General features: G+C 73.8%; 25 protein-coding genes and 1 pseudogene. 16 read left to right on the top strand and 10 right to left on the bottom strand.

The window, feature by feature from the left end; genetic code table 11:
• The 4 genes and pseudogenes from B100_RS34635 to B100_RS0132480 all read left to right on the top strand — a co-directional run.
• A pseudogene (locus tag B100_RS34635) lies at window positions 1-345 on the top strand (flavodoxin-dependent (E)-4-hydroxy-3-methylbut-2-enyl-diphosphate synthase); the annotation flags it as partial.
• A 100-nt stretch (window positions 346-445) separates the two neighbouring features.
• Window positions 446-1,294, top strand: a complete 849-nt coding sequence (locus B100_RS0132490) for a GNAT family N-acetyltransferase (RefSeq protein ID WP_024888517.1) — start codon at window positions 446-448, stop codon at window positions 1,292-1,294.
• Window positions 1,295-1,321: 27 nt separating this feature from the next.
• Window positions 1,322-1,888: a GNAT family N-acetyltransferase gene (locus tag B100_RS0132485; RefSeq protein WP_024888516.1), complete on the top strand. Its 567-nt coding sequence runs from the start codon at window positions 1,322-1,324 to the stop codon at window positions 1,886-1,888.
• Between the two features lie 73 nt (window positions 1,889-1,961).
• On the top strand, window positions 1,962-3,668 hold the full coding sequence (locus tag B100_RS0132480; protein ID WP_024888515.1) for a proline--tRNA ligase: 1,707 nt from the start codon (window positions 1,962-1,964) through the stop codon (window positions 3,666-3,668).
• 63 nt (window positions 3,669-3,731) lie between these two features.
• Here the strand turns inward: B100_RS0132480 and B100_RS0132475 are convergent, their stop codons facing one another.
• Window positions 3,732-3,977: a hypothetical protein gene (locus B100_RS0132475; RefSeq protein ID WP_024888514.1), complete on the bottom strand. Its 246-nt coding sequence runs from the start codon at window positions 3,975-3,977 to the stop codon at window positions 3,732-3,734.
• Between the two features lie 144 nt (window positions 3,978-4,121).
• Complete coding sequence (locus B100_RS0132470) at window positions 4,122-4,547, bottom strand: helix-turn-helix domain-containing protein (RefSeq protein WP_024888513.1); 426 nt, start codon at window positions 4,545-4,547, stop codon at window positions 4,122-4,124.
• A 459-nt stretch (window positions 4,548-5,006) separates the two neighbouring features.
• On the opposite strand from B100_RS0132470, the gene B100_RS0132465 reads away from it, so the two are divergent.
• The 3 genes from B100_RS0132465 to B100_RS34630 are packed head-to-tail and all read left to right on the top strand — an operon-like array spanning window position 5,007 to window position 7,602.
• A complete protein-coding gene (locus B100_RS0132465; protein WP_024888512.1) occupies window positions 5,007-5,597 on the top strand; it encodes a sigma-70 family RNA polymerase sigma factor in 591 nt (196 codons plus the stop codon).
• On the top strand, window positions 5,594-7,045 hold the full coding sequence (locus B100_RS37400) for a BN159_2729 family protein (protein WP_199785313.1): 1,452 nt from the start codon (window positions 5,594-5,596) through the stop codon (window positions 7,043-7,045). The genes B100_RS0132465 and B100_RS37400 overlap by 4 nt, the downstream gene beginning before the upstream one ends.
• Window positions 7,042-7,602: a hypothetical protein gene (locus tag B100_RS34630; RefSeq protein WP_024888510.1), complete on the top strand. Its 561-nt coding sequence runs from the start codon at window positions 7,042-7,044 to the stop codon at window positions 7,600-7,602. Before B100_RS37400 ends, B100_RS34630 begins: the two co-directional genes overlap by 4 nt.
• A gap of 148 nt (window positions 7,603-7,750) precedes the next feature.
• Here B100_RS34630 and B100_RS0132450 read toward each other — a convergent pair whose 3' ends face one another.
• From B100_RS0132450 to B100_RS0132440, 3 genes are read right to left on the bottom strand one after another with little or no spacing between them, the layout of a single operon-like run.
• Window positions 7,751-8,656, bottom strand: a complete 906-nt coding sequence (locus B100_RS0132450) for an aminoglycoside phosphotransferase family protein (RefSeq protein ID WP_024888509.1) — start codon at window positions 8,654-8,656, stop codon at window positions 7,751-7,753.
• A gap of 50 nt (window positions 8,657-8,706) precedes the next feature.
• Window positions 8,707-9,171, bottom strand: coding sequence for a ferritin-like domain-containing protein (locus B100_RS0132445; RefSeq protein WP_024888508.1), 465 nt, complete (start codon window positions 9,169-9,171; stop codon window positions 8,707-8,709).
• Window positions 9,168-9,722, bottom strand: coding sequence for a hypothetical protein (locus B100_RS0132440; protein ID WP_024888507.1), 555 nt, complete (start codon window positions 9,720-9,722; stop codon window positions 9,168-9,170). The genes B100_RS0132445 and B100_RS0132440 overlap by 4 nt, the downstream gene beginning before the upstream one ends.
• 207 nt (window positions 9,723-9,929) lie before the next feature.
• On the opposite strand from B100_RS0132440, the gene rimP reads away from it, so the two are divergent.
• From rimP to B100_RS0132400, 9 genes are all read left to right on the top strand, one after another.
• A complete protein-coding gene (gene rimP, locus B100_RS0132435) occupies window positions 9,930-10,448 on the top strand; it encodes a ribosome maturation factor RimP (protein WP_024888506.1) in 519 nt (172 codons plus the stop codon).
• Between the two features lie 2 nt (window positions 10,449-10,450).
• Window positions 10,451-11,437 carry a transcription termination factor NusA gene (gene nusA / locus B100_RS0132430; protein ID WP_024888505.1) on the top strand — a complete coding sequence of 329 codons (987 nt, stop codon included), beginning with the start codon at window positions 10,451-10,453 and terminating at the stop codon, window positions 11,435-11,437.
• A gap of 101 nt (window positions 11,438-11,538) precedes the next feature.
• Complete coding sequence (locus B100_RS36170; protein WP_078541316.1) at window positions 11,539-11,820, top strand: YlxR family protein; 282 nt, start codon at window positions 11,539-11,541, stop codon at window positions 11,818-11,820.
• A 184-nt stretch (window positions 11,821-12,004) separates the two neighbouring features.
• Window positions 12,005-15,046, top strand: a complete 3,042-nt coding sequence (gene infB, locus B100_RS36165) for a translation initiation factor IF-2 (protein WP_078541315.1) — start codon at window positions 12,005-12,007, stop codon at window positions 15,044-15,046.
• A gap of 178 nt (window positions 15,047-15,224) precedes the next feature.
• A complete protein-coding gene (locus B100_RS0132420) occupies window positions 15,225-15,518 on the top strand; it encodes a DUF503 domain-containing protein (RefSeq protein WP_024888503.1) in 294 nt (97 codons plus the stop codon).
• A gap of 33 nt (window positions 15,519-15,551) precedes the next feature.
• Window positions 15,552-16,001, top strand: a complete 450-nt coding sequence (rbfA, locus tag B100_RS0132415) for a 30S ribosome-binding factor RbfA (RefSeq protein ID WP_024888502.1) — start codon at window positions 15,552-15,554, stop codon at window positions 15,999-16,001.
• Window positions 15,998-16,906, top strand: coding sequence for a tRNA pseudouridine(55) synthase TruB (truB, locus tag B100_RS0132410; RefSeq protein WP_024888501.1), 909 nt, complete (start codon window positions 15,998-16,000; stop codon window positions 16,904-16,906). The genes rbfA and truB overlap by 4 nt, the downstream gene beginning before the upstream one ends.
• A 443-nt stretch (window positions 16,907-17,349) precedes the next feature.
• Window positions 17,350-21,177 carry a serine protease gene (locus B100_RS0132405; RefSeq protein WP_024888500.1) on the top strand — a complete coding sequence of 1,276 codons (3,828 nt, stop codon included), beginning with the start codon at window positions 17,350-17,352 and terminating at the stop codon, window positions 21,175-21,177.
• Window positions 21,178-21,318: 141 nt separating this feature from the next.
• Entirely contained in the window at window positions 21,319-22,272 is a 954-nt protein-coding gene (locus B100_RS0132400) for a bifunctional riboflavin kinase/FAD synthetase (protein WP_024888499.1), read from the top strand.
• A gap of 45 nt (window positions 22,273-22,317) precedes the next feature.
• Here the strand turns inward: B100_RS0132400 and B100_RS0132395 are convergent, their stop codons facing one another.
• The 5 genes from B100_RS0132395 to B100_RS0132375 form a co-directional block, all read right to left on the bottom strand.
• On the bottom strand, window positions 22,318-22,791 hold the full coding sequence (locus tag B100_RS0132395) for a hypothetical protein (RefSeq protein ID WP_024888498.1): 474 nt from the start codon (window positions 22,789-22,791) through the stop codon (window positions 22,318-22,320).
• Window positions 22,792-22,878: 87 nt separating this feature from the next.
• Entirely contained in the window at window positions 22,879-23,880 is a 1,002-nt protein-coding gene (locus B100_RS0132390) for an ABC transporter ATP-binding protein (protein ID WP_024888497.1), read from the bottom strand.
• On the bottom strand, window positions 23,877-24,887 hold the full coding sequence (locus B100_RS0132385) for an ABC transporter ATP-binding protein (RefSeq protein WP_024888496.1): 1,011 nt from the start codon (window positions 24,885-24,887) through the stop codon (window positions 23,877-23,879). The genes B100_RS0132390 and B100_RS0132385 overlap by 4 nt, the downstream gene beginning before the upstream one ends.
• A complete protein-coding gene (locus B100_RS0132380; protein ID WP_024888495.1) occupies window positions 24,884-25,807 on the bottom strand; it encodes an ABC transporter permease in 924 nt (307 codons plus the stop codon). The genes B100_RS0132385 and B100_RS0132380 overlap by 4 nt, the downstream gene beginning before the upstream one ends.
• Window positions 25,804-26,889: an ABC transporter permease gene (locus B100_RS0132375; protein ID WP_024888494.1), complete on the bottom strand. Its 1,086-nt coding sequence runs from the start codon at window positions 26,887-26,889 to the stop codon at window positions 25,804-25,806. Before B100_RS0132375 ends, B100_RS0132380 begins: the two co-directional genes overlap by 4 nt.

Below are 26,889 nucleotides of genomic sequence, written 5' to 3'. Positions count from 1 at the left end.
CGGCGGGGTCTGGAGATCGTCTCCTGCCCGTCGTGCGGGCGCGCGCAGGTGGACGTGTACAAGCTGGCAGAGGAGGTCACCGCGGGTCTGACCGGCATGGAGGTGCCGCTGCGGGTCGCGGTGATGGGCTGCGTGGTGAACGGTCCGGGTGAGGCGCGTGAGGCGGACCTGGGTGTGGCGTCGGGCAACGGCAAGGGGCAGATCTTCGTGAAGGGCGAGGTCATCAAGACCGTGCCGGAGTCGAAGATCGTGGAGACGCTGATCGAGGAGGCGATGAAGATCGCCGAGCAGATGGAGAAGGACGGTGTGGCCTCCGGCGAGCCGCAGATCGCGGTGGCCGGCTGACGCCGTCCGTCCAGGACCGCGGGATCCGGGGGCGGCGGCCCCCGGCATCCGCGGGTACAGTGCGGAAATCAGGCAGACCCCTTTGTGTGAGGCCCCGCACGTGTTGACGCAGACCACTTCCCGGGTCCTCGAGCCGAGCGACCTGGACGCCGCACTCGCCGTACTCGACCGCGACCCGGTGGCGAACGCCTTCGTGACCGCCCGCGTGCAGATCGCGGGCCTCGACCCGTGGCGGCTCGGCGGCGAGATGTGGGGCTGGTACGAGGACGGCATCCTGACCTCCCTGTGCTACGCCGGTGCCAACCTCGTCCCCATCTGCGCCACCCCCCGTGCCGTCCGGGCCTTCGCCGACCGCGCCCGTCGCGCCGGCCGCCGCTGCTCCTCCGTCGTCGGCCCGGCCGAGGCCACCGCGGAACTCTGGCGGCTGCTCGAACCCCAGTGGGGCCCGGCCCGCGACGTCCGCGCCCACCAGCCGCTGCTGGTCACCGACCGCATGCCCGAGGCGATAGCCCCCGACCCGTACGTCCGCCGCGTCCGCAAGGACGAACTGGAGACGATCATGCCGGCGTGCGTGGCGATGTTCACCGAGGAGGTCGGCGTCTCCCCGCTCGCCGGCGACGGCGGACTGCTCTACCAGGCCCGGGTCGCCGAACTGGTCGGCTCGGGCCGCTCCTTCGCCCGCTTCGACGCCGACGGCAACGTCGTCTTCAAGGCCGAGATCGGCGCCGCCACCGACCGCGCCTGCCAGATCCAGGGCGTCTGGGTGGCCCCCGAGCACCGCGGCCGGGGCGTCGCCGCCCCCGGCATGGCCGCCGTCCTGCGCTACGCCCTCGCCGACGTCGCCCCCCTGGTGAGCCTCTACGTCAACGACTTCAACACCGCCGCCCGCCGGACGTACGACAGGGTGGGCTTCCGCCAGGTCGGTGCCTTCATGAGCGTGCTGTTCTGACCGGCCCGCCCCTGTAGTCTCGCCGGCATGCTGCGCTTTCCCGGTCACGGCCGCCCCGAGCCCGACGACATCGTGATCGGCCCCCTCGACCTGCCCGGCAACGTCGACGAGGCGCTGGCGGTGCAGGCGGTGGCCTTCGGACTCGGCCCCGACGAGGTCGCCGTCCGCCGGCAGATCGTGCTGCGCCACATGACGTTCCCCGGGGCCCGGGCCTTCGGCGCGACCGTCCGGGGCCGGCTGGCCGGCTTCGTCTACGGCATGCCGAACGACCGCGCGCACTGGTGGTCCACCGTCGTCGAGCCGTACCTGCGCGCCCAGGGCCACGAGGACTGGCTCGACGACTCCTTCGTCATCACCGAGCTGCACGTCCACCCGCGCCACCAGAAGCACGGCATCGGCCGCGCCCTGATCACCACCATCACCGCCGGCGCGGCCCAGCCCCGGTCGATCCTCTCCGCCCTCGACATCGAGAGCCCCGCCCGCCGCCTCTACCGCTCGCTGGGCTACCAGGACCTCGCCCGCCAGGTCCACTTCCCGAGCGCGTCCACCCCGTACGCCGTGATGGGCGCCCCTCTGCCACTCCGGCGCGCATAACCGATTTCCGCCGCCCCGTGCCGCCCGGCTAACCTCGCCTTCATCACCTAGACGCAGCAGGAGTACGAGAACCATGGCGAACGCACCGGTCCAGCGCATGTCCCAGTTGATGGCGAAGACGCTGCGCGACGACCCGGCGGACGCCGAGGTCCTCAGCCACAAGCTGCTGGTCCGCGCGGGCTACGTCCGCCGCACCGCGGCCGGTATCTGGACGTGGCTGCCCCTCGGCAAGAAGGTGCTCGCCAACGTGGAGCGGATCGTCCGCGAGGAGATGGACGCCATCGGCGCCCAGGAGGTGCTGCTCCCCGCCCTGCTGCCGCGCGAGCCCTACGAGGCCACCGGCCGCTGGGACGAGTACGGTGCCGAGCTCTTCCGCCTCCAGGACCGCAAGGGCGGCGACTACCTCCTCGGGCCCACCCACGAGGAGATCTTCACGCTGATGGTGAAGGACCAGGCGTCCTCCTACAAGGACCTGCCGGTGATCCTCTACCAGATCCAGACCAAGTTCCGGGACGAGGCCCGCCCCCGCGCCGGCATCCTGCGCGGCCGCGAGTTCCTGATGAAGGACTCCTACTCCTTCGACCTGGAGGACGAGGGCCTGGCCCGGTCGTACGCCCTGCACCGTGCCGCCTACCAGAAGATCTTCGAGCGCCTGGGCCTCGACTACCGCATCTGCGCGGCCACCGCCGGTGCCATGGGCGGCTCGAAGTCCGAGGAGTTCCTCGCGCCCGCCGAGGCCGGCGAGGACACCTTCGCCGACTGCCCCAACTGCGACTTCGCCGCCAACACCGAGGCCGTCGCGTACGAGCTGAAGCCCGTGGACGGCTCCGCCGTCCTGGCCGCCGAGGAGATCCCCACCCCCGACACCCCCACCATCGAGACGCTCGCCGCCCAGCTCGGTGTCCCGGCCTCGGCCACGCTGAAGAACCTGCTGGTCAAGGTGGACGGCGAGATCGTCGCCGTGGGCGTGCCCGGTGACCGCGAGGTCGACATGGACAAGGTCGAGGCGCACTTCGCCCCGGCCGCGGTCGAGATGGTCACCGAGGCCGACTTCATCGCCCGCCCCGACCTGGTGCGCGGCTACGTCGGCCCGCAGGGCCTGGACAAGGTGACGTACATCGCCGACCCGCGCGTCGCGCCCGGCACCGCCTGGATCACCGGCGCCAACAAGGCCGACACCCACGCGAAGGACGTCGTCGCCGGACGTGACTTCGAGGTCGACGCGTACGTGGACGTCGTGGTCGTGGAGGAGGGCGACCCCTGCCCCCGCTGCGGCACCGGCCTCAAGCTCGACCGCGCCATCGAGATCGGTCACATCTTCCAGCTGGGCCGCAAGTACGCCGACGCGCTCAAGCTCGACGTCCTCGGCCAGAACGGCAAGCCGGTCCGCGTCACCATGGGCTCCTACGGCGTCGGCGTCTCCCGCGCGGTGGCGGCCCTCGCCGAGCAGACCGCCGACGACAAGGGTCTGTGCTGGCCCGCCGAGGTGGCCCCGGCCGACGTGCACGTGGTCGCCGCCGGCAAGGCGCTCCAGACCGAGCTGGCCCTCGACGTCTCCGAGAAGCTGTCCGCCGCGGGCGTCCGCGTCCTGGTCGACGACCGGGCCGGTGTCTCCCCGGGCGTGAAGTTCACCGACTCCGAGCTGATCGGTGTGCCGCAGATCCTGGTGGCCGGCCGCCGCGCCGCCGACGGCGTCGTGGAGCTGAAGGACCGCCGGACCGGCGAGCGCGAGGAGCTGACCGTCGACGAGGCGGTCGCCCGGCTCACCGGCCGTCGGTAACGGCAGTCCCGGGGCCGCCCGGCCGCGAACGGAAACCGTTCGCGGCCGGGCGGCCCTGTGCCGTCAGCAGGCCTCCGCCGCGAGCGCGCGGCCGAGCAGACCGGCGGGCAGGTCAAGCCGTTCGCCGCAGAAGCACAGGAGGACGGTGCCGGGCCCCTCCGGCGCGCCCAGGTCGACGATCAGGAGCGCCCGCAGTTCCCGGACCACGTCGAACAGGTGGGCGCCGCGTGCCACCAGCACGCTCACCTCGTCCGGATCCCAGACCACGATGTCCGGCAGATCGTCCGCCGTGTGAACGCGAATGCACATGACTGCCTCCCCAGGGATGCACAAGGGCACGGTGTTCCGCTTCGGGAGGCCAGCGGCTTCCGATCGTAGCGATGCCGATGAGCACCTGTGGGGCTTTCGGGGTATTCGTGGGCCGACGGGACGATCCGGCCGGCCGGGGACGGATCAGGTGATCCGGCTGACCTGGAGCATCGCCTCCGCGTCCTTGATCAGCGCGCGCTGCCTGGCCTCCGGCAGCTGCCGGTACAGCTTCAGCAGCCTGGCCTCGCGTTCGTCGCGGCTGGGCCCCGGGACGGGACGTCCGACCGCCTCGAAGAACTCCTTGGGCGTCGTCCGTACGCCCCAGCGGCGGAACACCTCGACCATCGCCCGCAGCTTCTCCGGAGCGATCCGGGACGTGCCCCGGGTGCGGTTCATCCAGGCGTTGAGCGTCGGGTAGGAGATGCCCGCCTCCGTGGCGAGGTCCTTCTGGGTGCCGCTCTGGGGCAGTGCAAGGAGGCGCTCGAGAAGCGCCGCCAGATCCTCACCCGGGGACTGCGGACCGCTGTCGGCGGTCCGCGGCGGAGAAAGCGGTGTCTGTCGGCTCGTCACACGTCAGAGGATCGGACATGGCCATCTACAAGCGCAAGTAGATTGCAGATCGGGGCCGGACCGCGGGGTGTACGCCGGAGCGTACGGGTGCATGCGCGCTACCCTGCCCCGCCCCCAACTCCGCCTCCCTGCGCCTTCCCTGCTTCTTCACGCCGTCTGTGCTCCGTCTTCACTCTTCGGCCGGAATATGCCTTGTCTGCCTTGACCCGATCTTCATCTACATGAAGACTGTAGACGCTTTCGGGAGCCGGAATCCCTGGCGTCGGCGGTCGGCTGCGCCGGTCCCACCCGCTCCGGCGTGCGCACACCCCTGGCCGTCGGCCCTTGTCGGCCGTCCGCGCGAAATCTACATCTACATGAAGATCGAAGACGTCGCTCCGTCGTGGGGCCCCGTCCGGCGGCAGCACCGGCCGGTCAGCCGGGCCGGCCTTCACACCCACCCCTCCAAGGAGTACGAACGTGTCCTTACCGTCCACCGCGAGAACCACCCCGAACGCCTCGGAACCGGCGTGGCTCACCCGGGCCCGTACCGGCGACCGGGAGGCGTTCGCCTTTCTCTACCGCGAGTACCACGGCCTGGTGTTCGGCTATCTGCTGGCCCGCACCCGCGACCGGCACCTGGCCGAGGACCTGACCCAGGAGGTCTTCGCCCGCGCCCTGCGGAACATCTCCGGCTTCGCCTGGCGGGGTACGGATCCGGCCGCCTGGCTCACCACGATCGCCCGGAACATCCACCTCGACGAGCTGGGCCGCAGCCGCCACCGGCGCGAGACCCTGGTCGCCGACTTCGGCGACCCGCGCCAGCCCGGCCCCGGAACCGAATCCCTCGTCCTGCGTGACCTGGACGCCGTCGTCGCCCGTGAGACCGTGCACCGCGCGCTGAGCGCCCTCGGCCCGTCCCAACGGGCCTGTGTGGAGCTGCGGTTCATCGGCGGGCTGTCGATCGAGCAGACGGCGCACACCATGGGGCGCACCGTCGGCGCGGTCAAGGCGCTGACGCACCGTGCCATGTGCAGGCTGCGCTGGGCGGCGGGGGCGGTGCCCGCGTGAACGAATACCCGTCGGACGCCGTCCCCGTCGTCCGTGTCACCGTGGCGGTGCCCCGCCACGACTTCTTCCTCACCGCCGCCCCGCCGACCGAGGTGTACGCCGTCCCGTACGTCCCCGTGCCCCACCCCGGCGCCCTGGCCCCGCACGGAACCGCGGACGGCGGCCACCCGTCCGCCTCGCCCGCGCCGACCGAACTGGAACAGCAGGCGCTCGCCTGGGACGCCGCCCGGGAACGCGCCAGGACGGTGGCCCGGACCATCGAGCGGGAGGTGGGCGGCCACCCGGACGTACGGACCGTGTGGGCGGACGGGGACACGGTGCACGTGCTGCTCCGTCTCGAGCCCCCGTTCACGCGCTGGCCCGGGTGGTGCGCGTACTTCGGCATCACCGCGTCCGCGGAGTGCACGGCGCCGCACATCCTGGCCGGCGAGGGCAGCCGGGACGGCGTACGCGTCACCGCCGCCGTCCAGCCCGCCGGTCCGGCCGCGGGGCGCCAGCCGGCGGACGCCGGGGGACCGCGTCCCGGGGCGGAGGGGGCCCTGGGAGCCGCGCACCCCGTGGTGGCAGGAGACGCGGGACCGCCGGACCCCGGTGCGCCTGGAAGCTTCGGGGGGTACGAACACCGCTCCGCGGGGCCGGGGGGCCTCGGTGTCCACGAACACGTCGCCGGGCGGGGCGGGCCCGGCGGACACGAGCACCCGGCTGAGCGTGAGGAGTTCGGCGGACACGAGCACCCGGCCGGCCGGGGAGAGTATGGAGATCACCAACGCCTCGCCGGGCGGGAGGACTTCGGTGGACGCGAGCATCCAGCCCCGCAGGGGGGTCACGGCGGGAGCGAGGACCCCGACGACAGCGGAACCGGGCCGGGCGCACAGGGAGATCCCGACGACCCGGAAGTGCGGGGGCGGGAGCACCCGGACGCGGACGACCCGGGACTCAGGGACCAGGAACACCTGGACGGAACCGCGCACGCCGACGAGGCGGACCCGGACGGAACCGGTGCCGGGGGGCGGCCGGAGCGGGGCGGGACCGGAATCGGCCTGTGGACGGAACTGGCCGCATCCGGTGTCCTGCCGCTGGCGCACCTGGCCGGAACCGGCCACGACGAGCCGGACGACACCGGCGCCGGGACCTGGCCGGACCTCGGCCCCTGGGCCGGCCCGGAGGGACAGGCGCGCCCCGACGGCCCCGCATCACCCCGGCCGGCCGGGGTGATGCGGCCCTTCCTGCTCGGCGGCACGGCGTACGACCTGGCGCTGCCGTACCGCGACGTGCACGGCGAGACCTGGTACTTCCAGGGTCAGCGGTCCTTCGACGGGATGCCCCTGATGTCGCTCGACGGCCGCCCGGAGCGCTGCTCCCTCGCGCATGTGGCCGAGTACGCGGGCCCGCTCACCCCCGTGTCCGAGCCCGCGCCCGAGCCGGCCCCGGACGAAGGGGACCGATGACCGTGACGGAACCGCAGACCGGCACCGGCACGTCCGGGCGCGACCGGGAGGGGCTGCTGCGCCGGCTGGTTTGGCCCCGCCGCTCCGGACCGGCGGGCCGGCCGGCCGAGCCTGTCGACCGGCTGCGCCTGGAGCACGAACTGGCGGTGAGCCGGCTGAGGCTGGCGCGCTGGCAGCAGCACGCCGACGCCTACGAACGCCGGCTCGGCGACGCCGAGCGGGAGCGGGCCCACCTGCTGGCCTGGCTCGCCGCCCTGCACCCGGCCAGCGCGGTCCTCACCCCGCTCACCGGACCGGACCAGGAGGGAGCCCACGCCCTCTGCCTGGTGGCCGGCGGCTGGCACCTGTCGTGGCGCATACCGCCCGGCGACCTCGCCCTCTTCGCCCACGTCCCCTTCCGCGCGGAGTCCGCCGCCGCGCACCCCGTGCCCGACCTCCACGACCAGGGTGCGCTGATCCGCCGTCACGTCCGGCTGCTGGCGATGGAGGGGGTCGTGCAGGCCGGACCCGCCGGGACGGCAGGGGGGTCACCGCCGGCGCCTCCGGGCGGCCCCTGACCCCGGCCCGGTGACGGCCCCGAGAGACTCCGGTCAGCAAGCTCGGGAGGCTACGCCGACCGGACCCCGAGCGCCCCCCTGCCCGTGCAGGGGGGCGCGCCCCTTGCGACCTCGGGGCCGTCGTGCCCCACAGGAGGGCAGACGTGCCCTACAGCCAGCTGGCGAACTCCAGCAGCAGCTCCGCGTCCTGCTCGCGCCCCACGCGCCGGGCCCGTACGCCCGACTCCACCGCGCGGAACAGCGTCCAGCCGTGCAGCCGCTCCCGGTCGACCTCCAGCGACTCCGCGAGCCGCCGTACCCGCCGGCGCGTCGTCGTCGCGCCCGACGGCTGCGCGATCAGGTCCTCCACGCGGTCGCGCACCAGCCGTGCCAGATCGAACGCGTGCTCCCCGACCACCGGGTCGGGGCCCACCGCGAGCCACGGCATCCGGTCCCCCGAGAGCACCTTGCTCTGCCGGAACGTGCCGTGCAGCAGTCGGTGTTCCGGCGGTGCGGCCAGCAGCTCCTCGCGCGCCGTGAGCGCCGCGTCCACCAGCGGGGCCACCTCCGGAGCGGAGTCCGCGGTCGCCCGCATCGCCCGTGCCTGCCGCCCGGTGCGCTCGGCCACCGTCTCGAAGCCGTGGTCCTCCGGCGGGTCGACCCACAGCCTGCGCAGGGTCCCCGCCGCCTCGAGCAGCGCCTTCGCCTCAGGGAGCGTACGCACCGAGACCTCCGGGTGCAGCCGCTCCAGCAGCAGCTCGCCCTCCGCGCCGGCGGCCGGGGACTCCAGCAGCTGGACCGCGCCCAGGCCGCCCCAGTGGGCCAGCGCGGCCCGCTCGCTCTCCGGACGCGCCCGGCGCGGCGCCAGCTTCAGCACCGAGGGCGTGCCGTCGGGCGTGCGCACGAGCACCACCAGACTGCTGCGCCCGCCCGGCAACTGCACCCGCTCCACCGTCAACTCGCGCCGCTCCACGGCCTCGCGTGCCAGGTCGGGCAGCTTCTCCAGCCAGTCGTCGCCCTCGGGCGCCGTCTCACCGAGCGCTCTCACCAGACGCTTCGGCGGTGCGAAAACCATGCGCGAGTCGTTCCTTCCTGCTGTACGCGGTGCCGGCCGCCCCCGTCATGTCACGGCGTCGGCGCCGGGTCCCCCGACGCCGTACCGCCCCGCTCGGCGAGCCCAGGGAAGGCTACGCTCTCACCGCTCCAGCGGACCGACCGCACCGCCGCCTCGCGCATCGCCTCGGCGGCCGACCTGCGGAGTTCACCGGTGGTCGCGCGCACCAGGTCCGCGTAGACGCCGGCCACCCGGTTCTCCAGCTCGGCCGCCAGCCGCGCCGCGGCGGCCGCGTTCGGCACCGGGAACGGCAGCGCGTAGCCCGCCGCGGCGGCGACGGGAGCACCACCGGCGCCCTTCACCGCGCGCACCAGCGTGTCCCTGCGCGCCCGGTGCGCGTCGTACGCGGTGCGTGCCTCGGTGCGCCGCTTCTCGCCGATCCGCCCGCCGACCACCCCGTAGCCGTACACCGCCGCGTGTTCGGCGGCCAGCGCCGCCTGCAGCGCCCGCAGTTCCTCGTCCCGTGCCTCGCTCACCGTCCGGCCTCCGTCAGCAGGTACACGTGGGCCGCACCGGCCGCGGACACCGAGGCCAGCAGCCGGGCCAGCTCGGCCGGCGCGGTCAGCAGCTCCTCGGCCCGCAGGTCGGCGATCCGCCGTTCCTCGGCGACCAGTTGGGCGACGGCGTCCTTCTTCCTCACGGGCACCGCGGCCGACGGCGAGGACGACGGCGCCGTCACCGCGGACGCCGAGGCCGACGGGCTGGGGGAGGCCGACGGCGAGGGCGAGCGGGTCGCGCGCGCCTCGAACGCCTCCGCGTGCCGCACCACGTCCGCCCGCAGCGGACGCAGTTGGGCCGCGAGCTGCGGATGCGCGGCGAGGACCGCGTCGTACCACTCGGCCAGCGCCCGGCTGTCCCGGGCGGCACGCGCGCGTGCCCGGTCCTCGGCCGAGGGACGCGGGGCGGCGGTGCCGGGGCCGTCGGACCCGGCGGAACAGCCCGCCACCAGCAGGGCCGCCGGGGCGGCGGCGAGCAGACTCCTTCTGCGCGGCCCCGAACGGGCGCGCGGAGACAGGGGGAACGACACGGCAGGCGTCCTCGGGGGGCTCGTGACGAACGGGGCTGGACGGAAGATCGGGCGGGGCCCGCGATCACCGTACCCGGGAGCTTGCCCGGCGGCGCCCAGTGGCACCTCGCCGACCGGGTGGACGGCAACACCCCCTGCGACCGGATACCCTTTGTGCAGACACGCGCACCGACCCACAACAGCACACGCGGCCGAGGAGTCACCCGGATGAGCACCACCCAGAGCGAGAGGCTTCGAGAACTTCTGGAACCGCTCGTCAGCTCCCAGGGCCTGGATCTCGAAGAGATCGCCGTGGACGCGGTCGGCCGCAAGCGGGTGCTGCGCGTCGTCGTCGACTCCGACACCGGCGCCGACCTCGACCGGATCGCCGATGTGAGCCGCGCGCTCTCGGCGAAGCTCGACGAGACCGACGCGATGGGCAGCGCGGAGTACACCCTCGAGGTCGGCACCCCCGGCGCGGAGCGCCTGCTGACCGAGCGCCGCCACTACGTGCGCGCCACCGGCCGCCTGGTGCGGTTCCAGCTCGCCGAGGGCGGCGAACTGGTCGCCAGGATCCTCGCGGCCGACGAGGAGGGCCTCGACCTCGAGGTCCCCGGGGTCAAGGGCCGCAAGCCCACCGCGCGTCGGCTCGCCGTCGACGACATCACCCGGGCGCGCGTCCAGGTCGAGTTCAACCGCAAGGACGACGCGTCCGACAAGAACGACAAGAAGGAAGAGGAGGCGTAGCCGTGGACATCGACATGAGCGCCCTGCGGGGCTTGGTACGGGAGAAGGAGATCTCCTTCGACCTGCTGGTCGAGGCGATCGAGTCGGCCCTCCTCATCGCCTACCACCGCACCGAGGGAAGCCGCCGGCACGCGCGCGTGGAGCTCAACCGGGAGACCGGACATGTGACCGTGTGGGCGAAGGAGGACCCCGACGACCTCGAGGACGGCCAGGAGCCCCGCGAGTTCGACGACACCCCGTCCGATTTCGGCCGCATCGCCGCGACCACGGCCAAGCAGGTCATCCTGCAGCGCCTGCGCGACGCCGAGGACGACGCGACGCTCGGCGAGTACGCCGGGCGTGAGGGCGACATCGTCACCGGAGTGGTGCAGCAGGGCCGCGACCCGAAGAACGTCCTGGTCGACATCGGCAAGCTGGAGGCCATCCTGCCCGTGCAGGAGCAGGTCCCCGGCGAGACCTACACCCACGGCCTGCGCCTGCGGTCGTACGTCGTCCGGGTGGCCAAGGGCGTCCGCGGCCCGTCCGTCACCCTTTCGCGCACGCACCCCCACCTGGTGAAGAAGCTGTTCGCCCTGGAGGTGCCGGAGATCGCCGACGGCTCGGTGGAGATCGCCGCGATCGCCCGCGAGGCCGGACACCGCACCAAGATCGCCGTCCGCTCCACCCGCTCGGGCCTGAACGCCAAGGGCGCCTGCATCGGCCCCATGGGCGGCCGGGTGCGCAACGTCATGGGCGAGCTCAACGGTGAGAAGATCGACATCGTCGACTGGTCCGACGACCCGGCCGAGATGGTGGCGAACGCCTTGTCGCCGGCCCGGGTCTCCAAGGTGGAGGTCGTCGACCTCGCCGCCCGGTCCGCCCGGGTCACCGTGCCGGACTACCAGCTGTCCCTGGCCATCGGCAAGGAGGGGCAGAACGCCCGTCTGGCCGCCCGGCTGACCGGCTGGAGGATCGACATCCGGCCGGACACCGAACAGACCGGGGAATAGATCCAGGCCGCGGTTGGCTGAGATCACGACAGCTTTGCTCGTTGCGGTGTTCGATTCTTGCCCCGGAGGGGTGAGGTCGGTCCGGGGAGGTAGACTGAGGAGTGTCTGGCCGGACACAGGCTGGCGTGTGCCCCGAACGCACTTGCGTGGGGTGCCGCGAGCGAGCGGTCAAGGGCGAGCTGCTGCGGATCGTGGTGATCGAGGACGCGTGCGTCCCGGATCCACGCGGTACGCTGCCCGGCCGGGGTGCGTACGTACACCCCGTACCGGTCTGTCTCGACCAGGCGGTGCGCCGAAGGGCGTTCCCGCGGGCGTTCCGCGTCCCGGGACCGCTCGACGTAAAGGCGTTGCGCCACTACGTCGAGCAGGCACAAGGTTGCTGAGCAGTGGCTCCGTGCCGACTGACAGGCAACACGTAAGAACTTGCCGTACGGAAACCCCCGTACGGCCTGGTACCTCGCGAGTCGAAAGCAGGTCGAGATTGCGATGAGCACTCGATGAGTACGCGATGAGTACGCCCATGAACTAGCGACGGTCCGGACGCAACCCGGACCTCAAAGGAGCGAAGTGGCTAAGGTCCGGGTCTACGAACTCGCCAAGGAGTTCGGTGTAGAGAGCAAGGTCGTCATGGCCAAGCTCCAGGAACTCGGTGAGTTCGTCCGTTCGGCGTCTTCGACGATCGAAGCGCCCGTAGTACGCAAGCTGACTGACGCCTTCCAGCAGGGCGGGGGCAACGGCAAGTCCGCCGCGAAGCCCGGCGCGCCCAAGAAGGCTGCCCCCAGGCCCGCGGCGCCCTCTCCGGCGCAGGCGGCCCGTCCGGCTGCTCCCAAGCCGCCGGCCGCACCCAAGCCCGCCGCGGCCCAGCCGCCGGCGGCTCCGTCGGCGCCCGCGCCGGCCCCCGCGGGTCAGCGTCCGACGCCGGGCCCGCGCCCCGCGCCGCGTCCGGCCCCGGCCGCTCCGGAGTTCCAGGCCCCGCCCGCCGCGGCCCAGGCTCCGTCCGGCCCGAAGCCCGGCGGCGCCCGTCCCGGTGCGCCCAAGCCCGGGGGTCGTCCCGCCGGTCAGGGCCAGGGTCAGGGTCAGGGCGGCCAGGGCCGTCCGGCAGGCCAGGGTCAGCGTCCCGGTGGCGGCGCTCCGCGTCCGGGTGCCCGCCCGGCCGGTCCGCGTCCCGGTAACAACCCGTTCACGTCCGGTGGCTCCACCGGCATGGCCCGTCCGCAGGCCCCGCGCCCGCAGGGCCAGCGTCCCGGCGGTCCTGGTGCCCCCGGCGCCGGTCCCCGTCCCCAGGCCCCCGGCCAGGGCGGCGGTCCCCGTCCGCAGGCTCCGGGCGGTGCGCGTCCCACTCCGGGCGGCATGCCCCGTCCGCAGGGCGGTCCCCGTCCCGGCGGCGGCCCCGGCGGTCCGCGTCCCAACCCCGGCATGATGCCGCAGCGTCCCGCTGCCGGCCCGCGTCCCGGCGGTGGCCCCGGCGGCCGCGGTCCGGGCGGTGCGGGTCGTCCCGGCGGTGGCGGCGGTCGTCCCGGTGGCGGCGGCGGCTTCGCCGGCCGTCCGGGTGGCGGTGGCGGCGGCGGCTTCGCCGGTCGTCCCGGTGGCGGCGGCGGTGCCGGTCGTCCTGGTGGTGGCGGCGGCTTCGCCGGCCGTCCCGGCTTCGGTGGCCGTCCCGGCGGTCCCGGTGGCCGCGGTGGCACGCAGGGCGCCTTCGGCCGTCCCGGCGGTCCCGCGCGTCGCGGTCGCAAGTCGAAGCGGCAGAGGCGCCAGGAGTACGAGGCCATGCAGGCCCCGTCGGTCGGCGGCGTGATGCTGCCTCGCGGCAACGGCGAGACCATTCGCCTGTCGCGCGGTGCGTCGCTCACCGACTTCGCGGAGAAGATCAACGCCAACCCGGCGTCGCTCGTCGCGGTCATGATGAACCTCGGCGAGATGGTCACCGCGACCCAGTCCGTCTCCGACGAGACGCTCCAGCTCCTCGCGGACGAGATGAACTACACGGTTCAGGTCGTCAGCCCGGAGGAGGAGGACCGCGAGCTGCTCGAGTCCTTCGACCTGGAGTTCGGCGAGGACGAGGGCGACGAGGAGGACCTGGTGGTCCGTCCGCCGGTCGTCACCGTCATGGGTCACGTCGACCACGGCAAGACCCGCCTCCTCGACGCCATCCGCAAGACGAACGTCATCGCGGGCGAGGCCGGCGGCATCACCCAGCACATCGGTGCCTATCAGGTCACGACCGAGGTCAACGAAGAGGATCGCAAGATCACCTTCATCGACACCCCGGGTCACGAGGCGTTCACCGCCATGCGTGCCCGCGGTGCCAAGTCGACCGACATCGCGATCCTGGTCGTCGCGGCCAACGACGGCGTCATGCCGCAGACGGTCGAGGCGCTCAACCACGCCAAGGCGGCCGAGGTCCCGATCGTCGTCGCGGTCAACAAGATCGACGTCGAGGGCGCCGACCCGACCAAGGTGCGCGGTCAGCTGACCGAGTACGGCCTCGTGGCCGAGGAGTACGGCGGCGACACCATGTTCGTCGACATCTCCGCCAAGCAGGGTCTGCACATCGACAGCCTTCTCGAGGCCGTCATCCTCACCGCGGACGCCTCGCTCGACCTGCGTGCCAACCCCACGCAGGACGCGCAGGGCATCTCGATCGAGTCCCGGCTCGACCGCGGCCGCGGTGCCGTGGCGACCGTCCTCGTCCAGCGAGGCACCCTGCGGGTCGGCGACACGATGGTGGTGGGCGACGCCTACGGCCGCGTGCGCGCCATGCTCGACGACAACGGCAACAACGTCGCCGAGGCCGGACCCTCGACGCCGGTCCAGGTCCTCGGCCTGACCAACGTCCCGGGTGCGGGCGACAACTTCATCGTCGTGGACGAGGACCGTACGGCCCGTCAGATCGCCGAGAAGCGCGCCGCCCGTGAGCGCAACGCCGCGTTCGCCAAGCGCACGCGCCGCGTGTCGCTGGAGGACCTGGACAAGGTGCTCAAGGCCGGCGAGATCCAGCAGCTGAACCTGATCATCAAGGGTGACGCCTCCGGTTCGGTCGAGGCCCTCGAGTCCTCGCTGCTCCAGCTGGACGTCGGCGAAGAGGTCGACATCCGCGTCCTGCACCGCGGCGTCGGTGCGGTCACGGAGTCCGACATCGACCTGGCGATGGGCTCCGACGCCATCGTGATCGGCTTCAACGTGCGCGCCGCCGGGCGTGCGCAGCAGATGGCCGAGCGCGAGGGTGTGGACGTCCGGTACTACTCGGTCATCTACCAGGCGATCGAGGAGATCGAGGCGGCCCTCAAGGGCATGCTCAAGCCGGAGTACGAGGAGGTCGAGCTCGGTACGGCGGAGATCCGCGAGGTCTTCAAGTCGTCCAAGCTGGGCAACATCGCGGGTGTTCTCATCCGCTCCGGCGAGGTCAAGCGGAACACCAAGGCGCGTCTCGTCCGAGACGGCAAGGTCATCGCGGAGAACCTCAACATCGAGGGTCTGCGTCGCTTCAAGGACGACGTCACCGAGATCCGCGAAGGCTTCGAGGGCGGTATCAACCTCGGAAACTTCAACGACATCAAGGTCGACGACGTCATCGCGACGTACGAGATGCGCGAGAAGCCGCGCGTCTGACCGCAGCAGCACGCGATCGGGGCCGGTCGGCGGAAGCGAATTTCCGTCGATCGGCCCCGGCCGTTGCGTGTACGGTTCCCGTATCGGTGCCGCAGCGGCGGTGCCCTTCCCCACGGGGCGGCTCCGCCCGGACCGGGGAGATGCCTATCCCGAGCCGGCGGGACATCCGGATGCACACATGTATGTGGGGACTCTGTCCTTCGACCTGCTCCTCGGCGACGTCCACTCGCTCAAGGAGAAGCGCTCCGTCGTCCGTCCGATCGTCGCCGAACTGCAGCGGAAGTACGCGGTCAGCGTGGCGGAGACCGGGAACCAGAACCTGCACCGCAGGGCCGAGATCGGCCTGGCGGTGGTCTCCGGGGAATGGGACCACCTCACCGACGTCTTGGACCGCTGCGAGCGGCTGGTCGCCGGGCGGCCCGAGGTGGAACTGCTCTCGGTTCGACGCAGGCTCCACAGCGACGAAGACTGAAGCAAGACGTTAAGCACTTAAGGAGACGGACCAGTGGCCGACAACGCGCGCGCCAAGAGGCTGGCGGACCTCATCCGAGAGGTGGTGGCCCAGAAGCTGCAGCGCGGGATCAAGGACCCGCGGCTCGGCTCGCACGTCACCATCACGGACACCCGGGTCACCGGTGACCTCAGGGAGGCGACCGTCTTCTACACGGTGTACGGGGACGACGAGGAGCGGCAGGCGGCCGCGGCCGGCCTGGAGAGCGCCAAGGGTGTCCTGCGCTCCGAGGTGGGCCGGGCGGCGGGCGTGAAGTTCACGCCGACCCTCACCTTCGTCATGGACGCCCTGCCGGACACGGCCCGCGCCATCGAGGACCTCCTCGACAAGGCGCGCCAGTCCGACGCCGCGGTGCGCGAGGCGTCCGCGGGCGCCGCGTACGCCGGCGGGGCCGACCCGTACCGCAAGCCGGAAGACGACGAGACGGACGACACCGCCGAATGACCCAGAAGCCCACCACGCCCGACGGCCTTGTCATCGTGGACAAGCCGTCGGGCTTCACTTCGCACGACGTGGTCGCCAAGATGCGCGGCATCGCCCGCACCCGGCGGGTCGGCCACGCCGGCACCCTCGACCCGATGGCGACGGGCGTTCTCGTCCTCGGCGTCGAGCGGGCGACCAAGCTCCTCGGCCACCTGGCGCTGACCGAGAAGGAGTACCTCGGCACGATCCGGCTCGGCCAGAGCACGGTCACCGACGACGCCGAGGGTGAGATCACCGCCTCCACCGACGCCTCCGGGGTGACCCGCGAGGCCGTCGGCGCCGGGATCGCCGAGCTGACCGGCGACATCATGCAGGTGCCGTCCAAGGTCAGCGCCATCAAGATCGACGGCGTGCGCTCCTACAAGCGCGCCCGGGAGGGCGAGGAGTTCGACATCCCCGCCCGGCCGGTCACCGTGTCGTCCTTCTCCGTTTACGACGTGCGGGAGGCCGTCGCCGCGGACGGCACGCCGGTGCTCGACCTCGTGGTCTCCGTCGTCTGCTCCTCCGGCACCTACATCCGCGCCCTCGCCCGTGACCTGGGCGCCGGCCTGGGTGTGGGCGGCCATCTGACCGCGCTGCGCCGGACCCGCGTCGGCCCGTACCGGCTGGACGCGGCGAAGACGCTGGACGAGCTCCAGGAGAAGCTGACGGTCATGCCGATCGCCGAGGCCGCCGCGGCCGCGTTCCCGCGCTGGGACGTGGAGGAGCGCCGGGCGAAGCTGCTGACGAACGGCGTCCGCCTGGAGATGCCGGAGGAGTACGCGGGACGGGGCGCCGTGGCGGTCTTCGGACCGGGGGAGCGGTTCCTGGCGCTGGTGGAGGAGCACCGGGGGAAGGCCAAGAGCCTGGCGGTCTTCGCGACGTGAGCCCCTTCCCGGGGCTCCGCCGCTGATCACAGCCCGTCCGGCGTTTGAGGACGAGGCCCGCCAGGGCCGACAAGGGGGGCCGGGGGGCGCAGCCCCCAGGGTCGGGACGGGAAGGGGCGGCGGGGGCGACTCCTCGTCTGAGGCGCGCCACGGGCCGCCGCAGCCGCGAAGGGCCAGGGACCCTGCGTTCGCGAAGGCGCGCGGATTCCGCCCGTGGAGCGGCGTCACGGGGATGGACATGCCGCCGCTCCACGGTCCCCCTCGGTTCCCCCACCCCTAGGGTCTGTCCACCGACCCCCCTCCGTTCACCCGCATGCACGGGCGCTCGGAGTGAAGCGGGGGAGCGCAAGGGGGCGCGTTCGCCGACCGATCTGTGCCGCTGATCAACTGGCGCCTAATGTCGCGGGCAAGGCACCAGGTACGGCACGGCAGGAGGCTCCAGGATGCCGTCGCTCGACCGCTTCCGAGGGGAGCCGGCACTCCAGGGCGGGCACGCCCTCGAGCGGGTCCGGGACGCGGACCCCGGCCTTGTCGCGCTCCACGACCTGGCCGGCCGCCCGCGCGGCACCGGCTTCGTGGCCGACCGCCGCGGCACGGTGATCACCAGCCACGAGACCGTCGACGGGCTGCCCCGGCTCGTCCTGCACGGCGCGGACGGCCGCCACAGCATCGTGACCGCCGACGCCGTGACGCCGCTGCCCGACCTCGGTCTGGCCCTGGTGCGCGGTGGGGACCTCGGCATCGCCCCCCTGCCGGTCACCTCCCGGGGTGCCGTCCGCACCGGCGCCTACGTACGGATCCCGGCAGGCGGCTGGCGCGAGGCACGGGTACTGGGCACGGCCTCGGTGACGTACACCGCCACCGACCGCACCCACCGTGTCCACGGCGCCCTGGAGCTGGCGGTCGGCACCGCCGGACGGGACGCGCTGCGGCTCGGCGGGGGAGCCGCGGGCGGCCCGGTGCTCGACCCCGCCACCGGCACCGTCGTCGGCGTCCTCGGCACCGCTCTGCGCACCGCCGTCTCCGACGTCGGCTTCGCCGTCCCCCTGCGCCCCACGGCGCCGGCCCTGGCCGCGCTGCTCGTGGCGAACGCGGCCACCGTCCCCGCCTACGGCACCGACCTCAACCTCGCCGGACTGGTCGGGCTGACCGCCGCCTCGGTGGCACTCCACGCGCCGTCCACGCCCGTCGAGCCGGTCGAACGGCACGCCGTACGCGCGCGGTTGCACGCCGTCGAGCGGGGTACGGCCGCCGTCGTGGGCCTCGTCGGGCCGCCCGGCAGCGGCCGCAGCACCGAACTCGCCGCTCTCGCCGACCGACGCCACCGCGAGGGGCTGCCGACGCTCTGGCTGCGCGGAGCCGACCTGCGCGCGGACGACACCTCGGTCGCCGACGCCGCCCGGCGCGCCCTGGAGCGGGCCGCCGCCGAGGTCGTCGCCCGGATGCCGTTCCCCCCGCAGGACGTCGGCGACCTCGCGCCGGAGCGCCTCGCCGGGCTCGCGCACAGCGCCGGGCGCCCCCTGTTGCTGCTCCTCGACGACGCCGAGCACATGCCGTCCGGCCTGTTCCGGCGGCGCGCCGCGTGGACCGAGGGCACCATGCGCTGGCTGTCGGAGACGGGCGCCCGCCTGCTGGTGTCCTGCGGCGCCGAGTACGCGGAGGAGGCGGGCCTGCCGGCCGTCCCGCCGCACCACGGCGGAGCGGGCCCCGAGGGACTCCCGCCGCGCGTGCACCTCGGCGAGCTCACGGCGGACGAGGCGCGCGAGGCACGCGCCCGGCTCGGTATCCCGGAGGGCGCCCTGACCGACGCCGACGCGGCCCACCCGCTGACCCTGCGCATGCTCGCCGAGGTACGGTCCGACCTCGCCGGAGCGGCGCCCGAGGGGCCCGTCGACCGCGACGGCGTCCTCACCGCGCACCTTGACCTGACGTGCCTGCGCATCGCCCGGCGCCTCGCCGGTGGCACCGGTGCCCGGGGCACCGCGGTGCGCCGCCTGGCCGCCCGGGCCGCCGGGAAGGCGCACGAGGCGGCTCGCCACTGCCTCGGCACGGAGGACGGCGCGCTGGACCGGGAGACGTTCGAGGCACTGTTCCCGGAGCCCGGGTACGCCGCTGGCCCCGGCACCGGCCCGGACCGGCACGGTGAGCCGGCCGGATGGGCTGACGCCGGCTCGCCACGCCGGCCCGACACCGGCCAGCACCGGCACCCCGGTCGCAGCGAACCGGCGGGGCGGGCCGCGGTCGGGTACGCCGCCGGGTCCGGAACTGGCCCGCACCGGCACGGTGAGCCGGCTGGAGGGGCCGGCGCCGGGTACGCCGACGGTCCCGGCGGCGACCCGCACCGGCACGGCGAGCTGGTGGGGTGGTCCGAGGCCGTCCTCGCCGCGGGTTCCGGAACTGGCCCGGACCGGCGCGGTGATCAGGCCGGAGGGGCCGGTGCCCGGTACGCCGCCGGCACCGGTACGGACCGGTATGGCGAGTGGGCCGGAGGGGCCGAGGCCGTCCTCGCCGCCGGGTCCGGCACCGGAACGGACCGGGACGGCGAGCCGGTCGGATGGGCCGAGGCCGTCCTCGTCGAGGGGCTCCTCGTCCCCGCCGGGGACGGCTACCGCTTCGCCCACCAGGAGCTCGCCGACTGGCTCCAGGGGGGCCACCTCGACCTGGACGGCGCCCTGCACACCCTCGTGCACGCCCCCGACGCCGACACCGGCCCCGTGCCCCGCCACCGCATCGGTCCCGTCGTCCAGGCCCTGCTGTCCCTCGCCCGCCGGCACGGCGGGCCCAGGCTCGCCTCCCGGCTGGCGGACCTGACGCACGCCCTGGACGCCGACCCCGGCTCCTGGTGGGCCGCCCGCCTGCTCACCGGCACCCTCGCCCGCGTACCCGACGCCGGCCCGTACACGGACGTACTGCGACTGCTCGCCGACCGCGTCGTGGCCTGGCGGGAGCAGCGGCGCACGGTCCCGGACGAACTGGGGCCCGCCTTCTGGACCGCGCTGCGGCTGCCGGTGGAGACGCGGTGCGCCTTGCTGCGCCGCCTGGTCCTGGCCGACGGACCCCCGTGCGAGAGCGGCCCCCGTTTCCTGGACGCCGCCGCCGCCCTCCTCACCGCCGACCCCGTGACCGTACTGCCGTACCTGGTCCGCTGGTTCGACGACGAGCGGCCGCTGCCCGCCACCCCGCACGCCACCGTGGCGACCGCCGCGCAGGCGCTGCTGCACACCCACCGCCACGCCGCCACGGACGCGCTGACCGAGGCGCTCGTCGACAGTACGCACCGGCGGGCCGACGAACTGCTCACCGTGCTGGCCGAGGAGGAGCCCGGCGCGATGTGCCGGGCCGTGGACCGCTGGGCGGAGGACCCGCGCCCCGCCCGCCGGGCCGCGGCCGTCACCCACGGCCTGCGGGTCGCGCCGTACGCCCGCGACCTGGGCGACCGCACCCTGCTGCGGTACGCCGCGCTCGCGGTCCTCGTCCGCACCGCCGACCGCGCGCTGCACGGCGGTGCCCTGGCCCTCCTGGTCCGCGACCCCAACAGCAGGGACCGGCACCTCGCGCGCGCCCTGGACCGCTTCGCGGCCGGCGACCCGCACTTCCCGCCGAGCGCCCTCACCGACGCCCTGACGACCCACCCGGAGCCCGTGCTCGACGCGTTCCGCACCAGGCTGGCGCAGGGGGCGGACGCGGACGAGACCGTCCGCGCCCTCGGCGACGCCGCCACCCCCGCCCTGGCCCGGCCGGTCGCGGCCGTCGTCCGGGAAGCGGTCGTACGGCGGCCCGAGCTGACCGGCTGTGTGGCCGGGTACGCCGACCGGCGCCTCGACCTCGGGCCCGCCGCGCGCGCGGTGCTCCGGCTGCTGCTCACCGAGCTGCTCGACGACGGCCCCCAGCCGCTGCGGCTGGCCCTCGCCGACGTTCTCGCCGCGCCCGGCACCTCCGCCTCCCGCCCGCTGCGCCGAGCCTTGCTCGACACGCTGCTCGCCCAGGAGACCGACGCCGGTGTCCTGGACGCGGTCCTGCGCGCCGCCGCCCGGAACACCGGCCCCGAGCTGCGGGTGCTCGTCCACCGCACGGCACTGCTCCTGGTCCGCACGCCCGAGGGCGCCGCCCGCTTCGACCTGGCCCTCGCCGACCTGGCCCGGCACGTGCCGGGACTCGCGGCGGCCGTGGCCGGCTGGCTGACCGACGCCCCCCACGTGTGGGGACCGCTGGTCGGGGCCGGCACCCGGGAGGTGATCGACGAGCTCACCGGCGTGGTCGTGCCCGTCTGACGCCACCCGGCGCGTGCGCGTCGTCACACAGCACCCATGCCGATGCGAGCCGACGGCACCCGGCATGGCACCCTTAGAGCTGCGCAGAGAAGTCCACGGACTCGGGTTCGTCCGACAAGGTTTCGACAAGGAGCAGTCACAGTGCAGCGCTGGCGTGGCTTGGAGGACATCCCCCAGGACTGGGGGCGCAGCGTCGTCACCATCGGCTCCTACGACGGAGTGCACCGCGGTCACCAGCTGATCATCCGGCACGCCGTGGAGCGGGCCCGCGCCCTGGGCGTCCCCGCGGTCGTCGTCACCTTCGACCCGCACCCCAGCGAGGTCGTCCGACCCGGCAGCCACCCCCCGCTGCTCGCCCCGCACCACCGGCGCGCCGAGCTGATGGCCGACCTCGGCGTGGACGCCGTCCTGGTCCTGCCCTTCACCACCGAGTTCTCGAAACTGTCCCCGGCCGACTTCGTGGTCAAGGTGCTGGTGGACAAGCTGCACGCCAAGGCCGTCGTCGAGGGCCCCAACTTCCGCTTCGGCCACAAGGCCGCGGGCACCGTGCGGTTCCTCGCCGAGCAGGGCAAGGTGTACGACTTCGAGGTCGAGGTCGTCGACCTGTACGTGAGCGGCGAGGCGGGCGGCGGCGAGCCGTTCTCCTCCACCCTCACCCGCCGGCTGGTCACCGAGGGCCAGGTCGAGGGCGCCGCCGAGATCCTGGGCCGCCCGCACCGGGTCGAGGGCGTCGTCGTCCGGGGCGCCCAGCGCGGCCGTGACCTCGGCTTCCCCACCGCCAACGTCGAGACGCTCCCGCACACCGCGATCCCCGCCGACGGGGTGTACGCCGGCTGGCTCCACGCGCAGGGCGAGGCCATGCCGGCCGCGATCTCCGTGGGCACCAACCCCCAGTTCGACGGCACCGAGCGGACCGTCGAGGCGTACGCCATCGACCGCGTCGGCCTCGACCTGTACGGCCTGCACGTCGCGGTCGACTTCCTCGCCTTCGTACGCGGCCAGGCGAAGTTCGACACCCTCGACGCGCTCCTCGAGCAGATGGCCGAGGACGTCGCCCGCTGCAAGACCCTCGTGGCGGCGGCCGAGAAGGCCTGAGCGAACGCCCCCGCCTCCGCACCCCGGGAGCGGGTCCAAGCCGTCCTAGCGCACCGGCCCGCACTCGTCGACGACCACGGTCGGTTCCGACAGGAAGACGTCGCGGTCGGCGGGACCGTAGGCGACGTTGAACGTGTCCAGCCAGTACGACCAGCCGCGGACGCCCGCGGCGCTGGAGAACCGGTAGTTCAACTGCCAGCGCACCCACTGCCCGGGAAGCAGCCGGACCGCCGGCGGTCTGCGCGGCCGGGGCGGCAGCCCGAAGAGCGGTTCCACACGGGCGTGCACGCGCAGCCGGTCACCTTCGTTCCGCAGGCTGACCCCGACCTCGCGAAGGCGTACGTGGCTCGATCGGGGCTCGAAGCCGTCGTCCTCGACCATCCGAACGGTGTGGGCGAAGTCGGAAGGCACCCGCACCAGCGGGAACCCGGCCGGTGCCGCGTTCCTGCGGGCAGCGGCGTCCCCGCCCCGTGACTGCTTCGTCCAGGACGTCTTGACCCACTGCACCGTGATGTCCACCGCACCTGCCCTCCCGCCGAGAACTTAGGGCATCGTGCGCCCGACGTCACCTCAGTCACCGCGCGAGGCGGACCACGCAGCCGCACGTCACCCCTGCCGGACCCCTTCGCCCTCCGTCGCGTGGGCCCAATGGCAGGCCACCTGGGGTGTGTCGGTGCCGTCGAGGACGCCTGGGTCCGTGGAGCGGCAGGCGTGGGCCACGCCCGCCCGTTCCGCCTCGCCGCTCGCCAGCACCTGGCAGCGCGCGTGGAAGCGGCAGCCGGAGGGGATCCGGGCCGGGTCGGGCGGCTCGCCGGTGAGCACCACCGGCTCCCCGGGGGCTTCGGGAAGCACGGACAGCAGCGCCCGCGTGTACGGGTGCCGGGGCGCCGTGAGCACCTGCTCCACCGCGCCGGTCTCCACGATCCGCCCCAGGTACATCACCGCCACCCGGTCGGCGATGTTCCAGGCCAGTCCCAGGTCGTGCGTGACCACCAGGGCGGACAGGCCGAGTTCGTCGCGCAGCCGCAGCAGCAGCGCCAGGATCTCCCCGCGCACCGACGCGTCCAGCGAGGCCACCGGCTCGTCGGCGACGAGGAGTTCAGGCTCCAGCACCAGCGCGCCCGCGATCACCACGCGCTGCCGCTGACCGCCGGACAGTTCGTGCGGATAGCGCAGGAAGAACCGCTCCGGAGGCCGCAGTCCGGCCCGGGACAGGGCGTCCGCGACCACGGCCCGCTCGTCCCCCCGGTGGCCGTGGATGCGCAGGCCCTCGGCCACCGCGTCGTACACGGTGTGGCGCGGGTTGAGCGAGCCGCTCGGGTCCTGCAGCACCAGCTGGACCCGCCGCCGGTACGCCTTCAGGGAGCGGCCGGAGTACTCCAGCGGCCGCCCGTCGAAGGTCACCCGGCCCGCCGTGGGCTCGACCAGCCCCAGCAGGGCGCGGGCCAGCGTGGTCTTGCCGCAGCCGGACTCGCCGACCAGGGCGACGATCTCACCGGGACGGATGTCCAGGTCGACACCGTCCACGGCGCGGGCGTCCGGGGCGCCGTGCCGGCCCGGGAAGGTGATGTGCACGTCCCGGGTGCTGAGCAGGGGGGAGCCGGTCATGGGGTGCTGGGCCTCGCTTCCTCCAGGGGGTCCGGGCCGCCGGCCGTGCCGTCGTCCCGGTCGGTCACCCGCACGCACGCGGCCCGCCGGCCCGCACCCGCGTCCCGCAGCGGCTGGTCGTCGGTCGCGCAGGAGTCCAGCGCCACCGGGCACCGCGGGTGGAAGGCGCAGCCGGACGGCCGTGCCGTCGGGTCCGGCGGGTCACCCGGCAGACCGCGCGGTGCGAAGCGCGACGCCGGGTCACCGATGCGCGGGAACGCCGCCGACAGCGCCTGGGCGTAGGGGTGGCGGGCGGCCTCGTACACCTGGCCCGCCGGGCCCTCCTCGATCACCCGGCCCGCGTACATCACCGCCAGCCGGTCGCAGGTGCCGGCGAGGACCGCCAGATCGTGGCTGATCATGATCAGGCCGACGTCCTGGTCCGCGACCAGCTGCTCGATCAGCCGCAGGATCTGCGCCTGGATCATCACGTCCAGCGCGGTCGTCGGCTCGTCGGCGATGATCAGCCGCGGGTCGCAGGCCAGCGCCATCGCGATCATCACGCGCTGCCGCTGACCGCCGGACAGTTCGTGCGGGTACGCCGACGCGCGGGCGGCCGGCAGACCGACGTGTTCGAGAAGCTCCCCGGTCCGCTTCCGGGCCCCGGCCGCTGTGGCCCTGCGGTGCAGCAGGATCGGCTCGGCGATCTGGTCGCCGATGCGGCGCACCGGGTTCAGGCTGTGCATCGCGCCCTGGAACACGATGGACGCCCCGGCCCAGCGGACCGCCCTGACCCGGCCCCACTTCATGGCCAGTACGTCCTCGCCGTCCAGCAGGATCTCGCCGCCGACCCGGGTCCCCGCGGGCAGCAGGCGCAGCAGCGCCAGCGCGAGGGTGGACTTGCCGCAGCCCGACTCCCCGGCGATGCCCAGCTTGCGGCCCGCCTCCAGGCGCAGGTCCACCCCGCGCACCGCGGCCGCGCCGCCCGGGTAGGTGACCGTCAGCCCCCTGACGTCCAGCAGACTCAACGGGCCACCCCCAGCCTGGGGTTGAGGACGGACTCCACGGCCCGCCCGCAGAGCGTGAACGCCAGCGCCACCACGGCGATGGCGATGCCCGGCGGCACCAGGTACCACCAGTGCCCGGCACTGATCGCCCCCGCCTCCCGGGCGTCCTGGAGCAGCCCGCCCCATGACACCACCGTCGGATCGCCGAGCCCCAGGAACGCCAGGGTCGCCTCCGCCAGGATGGCCGAGGAGATGATCAGCGTCGTCTGCGCGAGCACCAGCGGCATCACGTTGGGCAGCACGTGCCGGCTCATGACGTGCCAGTGTCCGCCGCCGAGCGCCCGCGCCCGCTCGATGTACGGCCGTGTCTCCACGGCCAGCGTCTGCGCCCGCACCAGGCGGGCCGTCGTCGGCCAGGTCGTCACCCCGATCGCCACGACGATCGTCAGCAGCGAGCGGGACATCACGGTGGCCAGGGCGATCGCCAGCACCAGGGTCGGCATGACCAGGAACCAGTCGGTGATCCGCATGATCACCGTGGCGAACCATCCCCCGAAGTGCCCCGACGTCACCCCGATCACCGTGCCGATCAGTACCGACAGCACCGCCGCGAGCAGCCCCACCAGCAGCGACACCCGTGCGCCCCAGATCACCAGGCCGAACAGATCCCGCCCGAACCGGTCCGCCCCGAGGGGCAGTTCGGCGCTCGGGTCCTCCAGCGGGGCGCCCGGTGCGTCGGTCACGTCGGCGACGTCCGAACCGACCAGCAACGGCGCGGTCAGCGCCAGCAGCACGAACAGCGTGAGGACGCCCAGGCCGAACAGCCCGGCCCGGTGCGTGCGGTACTGCCGCCAGAACCGCGCGGCCGAGGCCCGGCGCCGCTGCCACGCCATGGCCCGCGGCCCCGCGCCCCGCACAGGCGGGGTCTTCTCCGTCGTCATCGGCCCACCCGGGGATCGAACAGCGGATAGATCAGGTCGGCCAGCGTGTTCATCACGATCACCGCGGCGGCGAACACGAAGAACAGCCCCTGCACCAGCGGCAGATCGGGCACGCTGAGCGCCTGGTAGAACAGCCCGCCCAGCCCCGGCCAGGAGAACACCGTCTCCACGAGGATGACACCGGCCACCGTCCGGCCGAGGTTGATGAAGATCAGGGTGACGGTCGGCAGCAGCGCGTTGGGCACCGCGTGACGTCGCCGCACGAGGTCGTCGCGCAGGCCCTTGGCCCGTGCCGTGGTCAGGTAGTCGCTGCCCATCTCGTCCAGCAGCGCCGACCGCGTCACCAGCAGCGTCTGCCCGTACTCCACGGCCACCAGCGTCAGCACCGGCAGCACCAGGTGGTGCGCCACGTCGAGTACGTACGCGAAGCCCTCCTCGCCGCCCGACTCCATGCCCCCGGTCGGGAACAGACCGGGCACCGGTCCGATCCCCACCGACAGCGTGATGATCAGCAGCAGCCCCAGCCAGAACGAGGGCAGCGAGTACAAAGTCAGCGCCAGGCCGGTGTTCACCCGGTCGCCGAGCCGCCCGTGCCGCCACGCCGAGCGGGTACCGAGGACGATGCCGAGCACCGTGTAGATCACGAAGGCGGTGCCGGTGAGCAGCAGGGTGTTGGGCAGCGCCTCCGTGATCTTGTCCAGCACGGGCGCGTTGAACTGGTACGAGGTGCCCAGGTCACCGGTGAGCGCCTTGCCGCAGTAGTCGGTGAACTGCTGCCACAACGGCAGGTCCAGCCCGAACTGCTCCCGGTAGGCGGCCAGTTGCTCGGCCGAGACCTGACGGCCACCGGTCATGAACTTCACCGGGTCGCCGGGGATCAGCCGGAACAGGAAGAAGCTGGTGACGAGGACGGCGAACAGGGACACGGCCGCCCCGGTCAGCTTGCCCGCGAGGTACCGCGGATAGGCGCCGGTGAGACCGCCCCGGCGGGGCCCACGGGAGGCGGCCGGCCCGTCCTTCACCGGACCGGCGGCCGCTCCCGTGGTCCCGCCGACGGATGCGGAGGGTGCGTCGGAGGTCAT

This window comes from Streptomyces sp. CNH189, from assembly GCF_000527195.1.
The sequence above is the reverse complement of the archived record's forward strand: the minus strand, read 5'-3'. Positions and strand labels throughout refer to the sequence as shown.

Bases quoted from the DNA above. Each gene is read 5' to 3' on its own strand.
- B100_RS0132480 (WP_024888515.1), top strand. From the start codon at position 1,962: ATGGCGAACGCACCGGTCCAGCGCATGTCCCAGTTGATGGCGAAGACG.
- truB (WP_024888501.1), top strand. From the start codon at position 15,998: ATGACCCAGAAGCCCACCACGCCCGACGGCCTTGTCATCGTGGACAAG.
- B100_RS0132380 (WP_024888495.1), bottom strand. From the start codon at position 25,807: ATGACGACGGAGAAGACCCCGCCTGTGCGGGGCGCGGGGCCGCGGGCC.
- B100_RS34630 (WP_024888510.1), top strand. From the start codon at position 7,042: ATGACCGTGACGGAACCGCAGACCGGCACCGGCACGTCCGGGCGCGAC.
- B100_RS0132450 (WP_024888509.1), bottom strand. From the start codon at position 8,656: ATGGTTTTCGCACCGCCGAAGCGTCTGGTGAGAGCGCTCGGTGAGACG.
- B100_RS0132375 (WP_024888494.1), bottom strand. From the start codon at position 26,889: ATGACCTCCGACGCACCCTCCGCATCCGTCGGCGGGACCACGGGAGCG.
- B100_RS0132420 (WP_024888503.1), top strand. From the start codon at position 15,225: ATGTATGTGGGGACTCTGTCCTTCGACCTGCTCCTCGGCGACGTCCAC.
- B100_RS0132390 (WP_024888497.1), bottom strand. From the start codon at position 23,880: ATGACCGGCTCCCCCCTGCTCAGCACCCGGGACGTGCACATCACCTTC.
- B100_RS0132405 (WP_024888500.1), top strand. From the start codon at position 17,350: ATGCCGTCGCTCGACCGCTTCCGAGGGGAGCCGGCACTCCAGGGCGGG.
- B100_RS0132485 (WP_024888516.1), top strand. From the start codon at position 1,322: ATGCTGCGCTTTCCCGGTCACGGCCGCCCCGAGCCCGACGACATCGTG.
- B100_RS0132475 (WP_024888514.1), bottom strand. From the start codon at position 3,977: ATGTGCATTCGCGTTCACACGGCGGACGATCTGCCGGACATCGTGGTC.
- rimP (WP_024888506.1), top strand. From the start codon at position 9,930: ATGAGCACCACCCAGAGCGAGAGGCTTCGAGAACTTCTGGAACCGCTC.